Source organism: Kineococcus vitellinus, assembly GCF_009906315.1.
GTDB classification, from domain to species: Bacteria; Actinomycetota; Actinomycetes; order Actinomycetales; family Kineococcaceae; genus Kineococcus; species Kineococcus vitellinus.
Window position 1 is genome coordinate 1 of the sequence record NZ_JAAALL010000241.1, and the last position, 6823, is coordinate 6823.

5 protein-coding genes and 2 pseudogenes are annotated in these 6823 nt (G+C 75.9%); 4 read left to right on the forward strand and 3 right to left on the reverse strand.

What is annotated here, in order from left to right; genetic code table 11:
- The 3 genes from GTQ99_RS17645 to GTQ99_RS17655 form a co-directional block, all read left to right on the forward strand.
- A partial coding sequence (locus tag GTQ99_RS17645) for an aldo/keto reductase (RefSeq protein WP_205707710.1) occupies window positions 1-1996 on the forward strand: 1996 nt, incomplete at its 5' end.
- Complete coding sequence (locus GTQ99_RS17650) at window positions 1993-2931, forward strand: substrate-binding domain-containing protein (RefSeq protein ID WP_166617038.1); 939 nt, start codon at window positions 1993-1995, stop codon at window positions 2929-2931. The genes GTQ99_RS17645 and GTQ99_RS17650, both read left to right, overlap by 4 nt.
- A gap of 109 nt (window positions 2932-3040) precedes the next feature.
- On the forward strand, window positions 3041-3388 hold the full coding sequence (locus GTQ99_RS17655; protein ID WP_166617039.1) for a hypothetical protein: 348 nt from the start codon (window positions 3041-3043) through the stop codon (window positions 3386-3388).
- A gap of 57 nt (window positions 3389-3445) precedes the next feature.
- On the opposite strand, the pseudogene GTQ99_RS27590 reads toward GTQ99_RS17655, so the two are convergent.
- Window positions 3446-3822 (reverse strand): annotated as a pseudogene (locus GTQ99_RS27590) (MerR family transcriptional regulator).
- A 32-nt stretch (window positions 3823-3854) separates the two neighbouring features.
- Between GTQ99_RS27590 and GTQ99_RS27595 the strand changes: the two are divergent.
- Window positions 3855-3965: pseudogene (locus GTQ99_RS27595) on the forward strand (nuclear transport factor 2 family protein); the annotation flags it as partial.
- A 292-nt stretch (window positions 3966-4257) separates the two neighbouring features.
- Here GTQ99_RS27595 and GTQ99_RS17670 read toward each other — a convergent pair.
- The gene (locus tag GTQ99_RS17670; protein WP_166617040.1) at window positions 4258-4695 is read right to left on the reverse strand and encodes a protein-tyrosine phosphatase family protein; all 438 of its coding nucleotides are present in this window, start codon (window positions 4693-4695) and stop codon (window positions 4258-4260) included.
- 168 nt (window positions 4696-4863) lie between these two features.
- Window positions 4864-6823, reverse strand: a 1960-nt coding sequence (locus GTQ99_RS17675) for an ExeM/NucH family extracellular endonuclease (protein ID WP_166617041.1), incomplete at its 5' end; no start/stop codon positions are given.

Below are 6823 nucleotides of genomic sequence, written 5' to 3' on the forward strand. Positions count from 1 at the left end.
GCCCACCTCCCCCACCCGCTGGGCCGTCATCGGCCCCGGTGGCATCGCCCGCCGCTTCGTGAGCCAGCTGCCCGCCGCGGGCCACGAGCTCGTGGCCGTCGGCGCCTCCCCCACCGCGGCCGGCGCCGAGCGCGCCCGCGCCTTCGCGGCGGAGTTCGCCCCCCTCTTCGCGGCCCCGGCCGCCGTCGGCGACTACGACGACGTCCTCGCCCGCGACGACGTCGACGCGGTCTACGTCTCCACCGTGCACGTCACCCACGCGAAGCTCGCCCTGGCCGCCGTCCGCGCCGGCAAGCACGTGCTGTGCGAGAAGCCCCTGGCCCCCAACCACGGCACCGTGATGGCCGTCGTCGACGCCGCCCGCGCCGCCGGGGTGCGCTTCCTCGAGGCGTACATGTACGCCCACCACCCGCAGACGGCGAAGCTGCTGGACCTCGTGCGCACCGGCGCGATCGGCACCGTCCAGCACGTCGACGCCAGCTTCGCGTTCGCCACCGGCGCGAAGGAGGGGCGCCTCTACGACGCCGACCTCGCCGGCGGCGGGATCCTCGACGTCGGGGGCTACCCCGTCTCCGCCGCCCACCTCGTCGCCGGCGCCGCCCTGGACCGCCCGGCCGCGGTGACCGCGTTCTCCGCGCAGGGCACCGTCGGGGAGACCGGCGTCGACGAGTGGGCCGTGGCCTCGATCACCTTCACCGGTGGCGTGACGGCCTCCGTCCGCACCGGGGTCGCGCTCTCGGAGCCCCAGACGCTCACCGTGCACGGCTCCGGCGGCACGATCCACCTGCCCGACCCGTGGACGGTCCTCGGCGACACCCGCGTCGTCCTCACCCGGCCCGGCGCGCAGCCCGAGACGTTCGCGTTCGACCCCGGGCTGCCGGAGAACAAGGCCTACGCCCGCGAGGCCCGGGCGCTGGTCTCCGACGAGACCCCGGTGTTCACCCTCGACGACAGCCTCGCCGTCAACGCGGTCCTCAACCGCTGGCGCGACGCGATCGGCCTGCGCTACCCCTTCGAGACCGACACCGCCGACATCCCGACGGTCTCCGGCCTGCCGCTGCGGCGCACCGAGCCCACCGCCATGAGGTACGGGACGGTCCAGGGCCTGGACAAGCCCGTCTCCCGCCTCGTCATGGGCTGCGACAACCAGCCCGACCTCGCCCACGCGTCGGCGATCTTCGACAACTTCGTCGAGGCCGGCGGCAACACCTTCGACACGGCCTGGCTGTACGGCATGGGCAAGTACGAGCGGCTGTTCGGCCGGTGGCTGGCCAACCGCGGGATCCGCTCGGACGTCAACGTCATCGTCAAGGGCTGCCACACCCCCCACAACGACCCCGAGTCGCTGACCCGCCAGCTCTTCGAGTCCCTGGAGCGCCAGGGCCACGACCACGCGGACATCTACATGATGCACCGCGACAACGAGGACATCCCCGTGGGCGAGTTCGTCGACGTCCTCGACGAGCACGCCTCCGCCGGCCGGATCAGCGCCTACGGCGGCTCGAACTGGTCCACCGCCCGCGTCGACGAGGCGAACGCCTACGCCGCCGCCAACGGCAAGCGCCCGTTCACCGTGCTGTCCAACCACTTCGGGCTCGCCGAGGCCTACGACGTCCCGTGGGCCGGCTGCCGCCACGTCACCGACGCCGCCTCCAAGCAGTGGCTCACCGAGCGCGGCATCGCGCTGCTGCCGTGGTCCTCCCAGGCGCGCGGGTTCTTCGCCCGCGCCGACGCCGCCGACCGCAGCGACGCCGAACTGGTGCGCTGCTACTACAGCGAGGAGAACTTCGAGCGCAAGGCGCGCGCGGAGGAGCTCGGCCGCGAGCTCGGCGTGCCGGCCACGGCCGTCGCGCTGGCCTACGTGCTCGCCCAGCCGTTCCCGACGTTCGCGCTGTTCGGCCCGCGCACCATCGCCGAGTCCCGCTCGTCGATGACCGGCCTGGGCGTCGAGCTGGACGAGCGGCAGGTCGCCTGGCTGGACCTGCGCGAGGGGTGAGCGCCCCCCCGGCGCGCGCCGCGACGATCGTCGACGTGGCGCGCGCCGCCGGGGTCTCCCGGCAGACCGTGACCCGGGCGCTGCACGACATGCCCGGCATCAACCCCGCCACCCGCGAGCGCGTGCTGGCCGCCGCGCGGGAGCTGCGCTACCACCCCTCCCGCTTCGGGCGCGGGCTGGTCAAACCCGCCGCCCGCACCCTGGGCCTCGTGGTCGGCGACCTGGCCAACCCCTACTACGGCGAGCTCGCCTCGGCGGTCCTGGGGCTGGCCGCCGCCCGCGGCTGGCACGTGGTCATGGCCGAGGCCGCGGGCGCCCCCGGCCTCGCCGCCGGGGCGGACGCCGTGATCGCCTTCACCGGCACCGAGTTCCCCGACCCCGCCGTCGGCGCGCCGAACCTGCCCGTCGTGGAGGTCGACCCGCCGCGCCCGCACCCGGGGCGCGCCCGGGTCGTCTTCGAGCGCACGGCCGCGAGCGCGCAGGCGGTCGAGCACCTGCTGGCGCGCGGCAGCCGGCGGCCCGTCGTCCTCGACGTCACCACCCCGCCCGGGGGTTCCTCGCGGGCGGCCGCGTTCGTGGCGGCGTTCCGCACCCGCGGTGTCGAACCCCACCTCGCGCACCGCACGAGCGCCTTCTCCCACCTGCCGGCGGGCACCGACGCCGTCGTCGCGCACAACGACCTCGACGGCTTCCGCCTGCTGCGCGAGCTGCACGAGGCGCGGCGCGCGGTGCCGCGGGAGGTGCGCGTCGTGGGCGTCGACGGCCTGGCCGTCGGGGACTTCTGCACCCCGCGGCTGTCGACGCTGGCCATCGACCTGGCCGAGGTGGCCCGCGCGGCGCTCGACCTCGTGCTCGAGCTCACCGAGGCGCCCGCCGGCGCGCCGCCGCCCGTGCGGGTGGTCGAGCACGTCTTCCGGGCGCGGGAGTCCACCTGAGAGCGCGCACCGGGAGCCGTGCGCCGCGGGGTGTCGGGGCGGACGGGCAGGATGGTCCGCGTCCCCGCCGGGGACCCCGCTCCCACCCGACCGGAAGGCGGCACGCCCCGTGAGCACGCGATCGGACCGCGACGACCTGACCGCCCAGCGCGAAGCCCTCACCGCCGCGCGCGCCCACTGGCGCGAGACCCTCGTGGACCTCGAGCGCGCCGCCTCTCGCGAGGGCGCGGCCGAGGTCGCCGACGAGGCGTCCGCCCTGGCGCGGGCACTGGCCTCGCGGGCCAAGCGCCCACCCGCGGTCGACGGTTCCGCGCTCGCCGGGGCCGTCTCGGCGCTGGCCCGGACCACGGTGCCCTCCGACGCCTTCGACGAGGCCGCCGCCCGGGCGCGCACCGCGGAGCAGCTGGTGGACCAGGCCGCCTACGACCTGCGCACCGCCTCGGGCGAGGACGGCTAGCGCCCGCGCAGGTCGTGGAGCGAGCGGGCGACGCCGCCCGTCGGTCCGCCGAGCCGCTCAGGTCACCCGGAACACCGGCCACCCGATCTCGGTGCGCCACGCGGCCGGGTCGCTCGCGTCCCGGGGCCCGACGCGGTAGACCTCCCGCACGGGCCCCGCGACCGACATCGCGTTCCGCACGACCCAGGTGCCGAGCTCGCCGTAGGTGACCTCGATGCCGTCGTGCTCGCCGACCACGGCCTCCACGGCCGCGACCGTGCGGGCGGGTCCGGCGTGCGCAGGATGCGCTGCACGTCGACCAGGGGGACGTCGAGCTCGCGCAGGCGGTGGATGACCTGCGCGGTCGGGATCTGCTCGACGGCGTGGTAGCGGTAGCCGGTCGCCTGGTCCACCACGGCCGGTTCCAGCAGGGCGCCCTCGTGGTAGCGGCGCAGGCTCTCCCCGGGGGAGGGTCCACCGCTCGACCCTCCTGCGGCTCGAGGGGACCTTCCCGGGCGGCGTCGCCGACCTGGACCACCGCTTCACGCTCCGCGGCGGCCTCGTGGCAGAGCTCGTCATCGCCGACCACGAGGTCTGAGCCGGACCGCGCACCACCGGATCTGCTGCAGAGTCGTCACCCGCCTGCGGGAGGTGGGCGCCGACGTGTGGACCACGGCCCGGACGTGCCCGGCGGGGACGTGCCCGACGGGTACGAGCGCCCGGACCGGTTCATCGAGGCGGACACGTCGACCGTCGAGGGCGCGCAGCTCGTGGCGGATCGCACCGCGCCTGGAGGTGGGCTCGGGCAGCCACCTGCTGCTCACCGGGCCGCTGCACGACGTCGCGGTCACGGCGCGCTGGGCGCGTCAGCGCACCAGCGCCGACGACCCTCACCTCGTCCCGGCGAAGCGCTCGACGAAACGCCGCTGCCACGGCGTCTCCACCGCGCGCCGGTGGTACCCCTCGCGCACGTGGGCGACGGCGGCCCGCGCCGGCAACCCGTCCAGCACCGCCAGGCACGCCAGGGCGGTACCGGTCCGTCCCGCACCACCCCCGCAGGCCACCTCCACCCGGTCGTCCTGAGCACGACACCACGCCCAGCGCAGCGCCTCCTGCGCGAGCACCCGGTCGGTGGGCAACCAGAAGTCGGGCCAGCGCACCCACCGCGAGGGCCACGGCGTGGGCGCAGGCCGCCTGGCCAGCAGGTACAGGGCGGCCTCGGGCGCAGGCCCGGGCGGCACCCCGGCGCGCACCCCCCGTCCTCGCACCAGCCGCCCGCTGGGCAGCACCAGCACGCCCGGGGCCTGCCGCTCCCACGTCCCGCCCACCGCACCACCGTAGGCACGACGGCCTCGACGGGGACGCCCTCGACGGGGACGGCCTCGACGCCGCGCTCCCCCGCGGCGGAGCCGGCGCCGGAGCCCACGTGCTCCGACCGGACGCGCGAGCGCCCGGGACCCCGCGGGGTCCCGGGCGCTCGCCGGTGGGTGCCGAGGTCAGGACCCGGCGCCGTCCTGCTCCTCGCGGCCGGTGCCGCGACCCGGCGCCAGCACGTCGGTGCCCGGGCCGCCGACGAGCGCGTCCGCGCCGTTGTCGCCGGCGAGGCGGTCGGCGCCGAACCCGCCGAGCAGCGCGTCGTCGCCGTTGCCGCCGGAGAGGGTGTCGTCCCCGGCGCCGCCGCAGAGCACGTCGTCGCCGTTGCCGCCGCTGATCACGTCGTTCCCGCCCAGGCCCGCGACGACGTCGCGGCCGGTGGTTCCGGTGAGCACGTCGTCGCCGGCGGTGCCGCGGATCGTGGGCACCAGGCCCTGGCAGCGCTCGTCGAGGTCGATGCCGAAGACGACCGGGTCGTGGTCGCTGGAGCGGTACGGGTTCGGCGCGTACAGCGCCGGGTCGCTGCCGTACTCGTAGGCGAAGGACTCCACGGAGTTGATGTTCCAGTGGGTGGCGTCGGTCACCTTCGCGGTCAGCTCGGCGGTGGCCAGGGCGTGGTCCAGGGAACCGGACAGCGCGTCGAAGACGTAGCTGTAGCGGCCCGCGTCGAACCGCTCACCGAGGTCGACCAGGCCGGCCTCGGTGCGCAGGACCTCGATCGGGTCCTCCCGGGTGTAGGCGTTGAAGTCGCCCAGCGCCACCACGTCGGCGTCACCCGTGCTCCTGCGCAGGCCGTCGACGAACCCGGCCAGCGAGGCGGCCTGGCGGACGCGGTCGCCGTTGAAGGAACCCTGGCCGGTGTCGGCGTTGTCGCCGGTGCCGGTGCCGCCCTTGGACTTGAAGTGGTCGGCCACCACGGTGAACGTGTCGCCGTCCTTGACGAACGTCTGCGCGATCGGCTCGCGGGCGTTGGTCCACACGCTCTCGTCGACCAGGCCGACGGGGTCGCCGACCGGCTGCACGACGTCCTGCTTGTAGACGATCGCGTTGCGGATGACGTCGCGCTGGACGCCGTACAGCTCGTCCGGCAGCGGCACGTACCTCCACTCCTCGAACCCGGCGGCGGTGTTCAGCCGGCGCACCAGGTCGGCCAGGGCGGTGTTCGCGTTCCCGGGGGTCAGGCGGCTGGAGTCGGTGTCCTCGATCTCCATGAGGGTGACGACGTCGGCGCCCAGCGCGCGGATCGCCGGCACGATCTTGCCGGCCTGCTCGTCCAGCTCGGCCTGGTCCGGGGCACCGCGGCCGACACCGCCGAAGGTGAGGAAGTAGTTCAGCACGTTGAACGCGCCGACCCGCACGTCGCCGCCGACGGCCTCGGGGGCCTGCGGGCGGGTGTCCTGCGGGGCGAAGACGCCGTCGGCCGTGCCGTCGGCCGGCTGCAACCGCCACGCGCCGAAGCCGAAGCCGAGCACCAGCGGCTCGGTGAAGGACAGCTCGTCGCCCACGCGCACCGGGGTGGTCGGGCTCAGGTACGGGCGGGCGGTGACGGAGGCGCGGGCGCTGACGGCGTCGTCCAGGACGATGCTGCGCCGGGCGTTCTCCGCGGCGATCGCCTGCGCGCCGGCGCCGGGGCGGGCCAGCTCGGTGGGCTGCACGAGCACGCCGCCCTCGGAGAGGGTCAGCTCGCCGAAGCTCGTGAGGTCGTAGACCTCGCTGACCGTGAGGCGGTCGGCGGGGGCGACGCGCATCCCCTCGTGGCGCTCGTGCTCGGCGTCGCCGGCGGGCAGCTCCAGCGCGGCGGGCGCGGGCAGGTCCGCCGCGGTGCCCTCGGCGGTGACCGCGACGGAGGAGGCGCGGACCTGCGTCTGGCCCTCGAACTCCTGCGCCCCACCGGTGACGGTGACGGTGTCGCCGAGGTCGACGGCGGCGGCGCTGTAGACGAACACGCCGTCGGAGGTGGCCGGGTCGCCGTCGCCGTCGCGGTCCTGCAGGGAGAACCCGGACAGGCCCGGGGTGTCGCCGACGACGACGCCGGTGACGGTGACCTGCTGACCGGCCAGCGGTGTCGCCGCACCGGTGCCC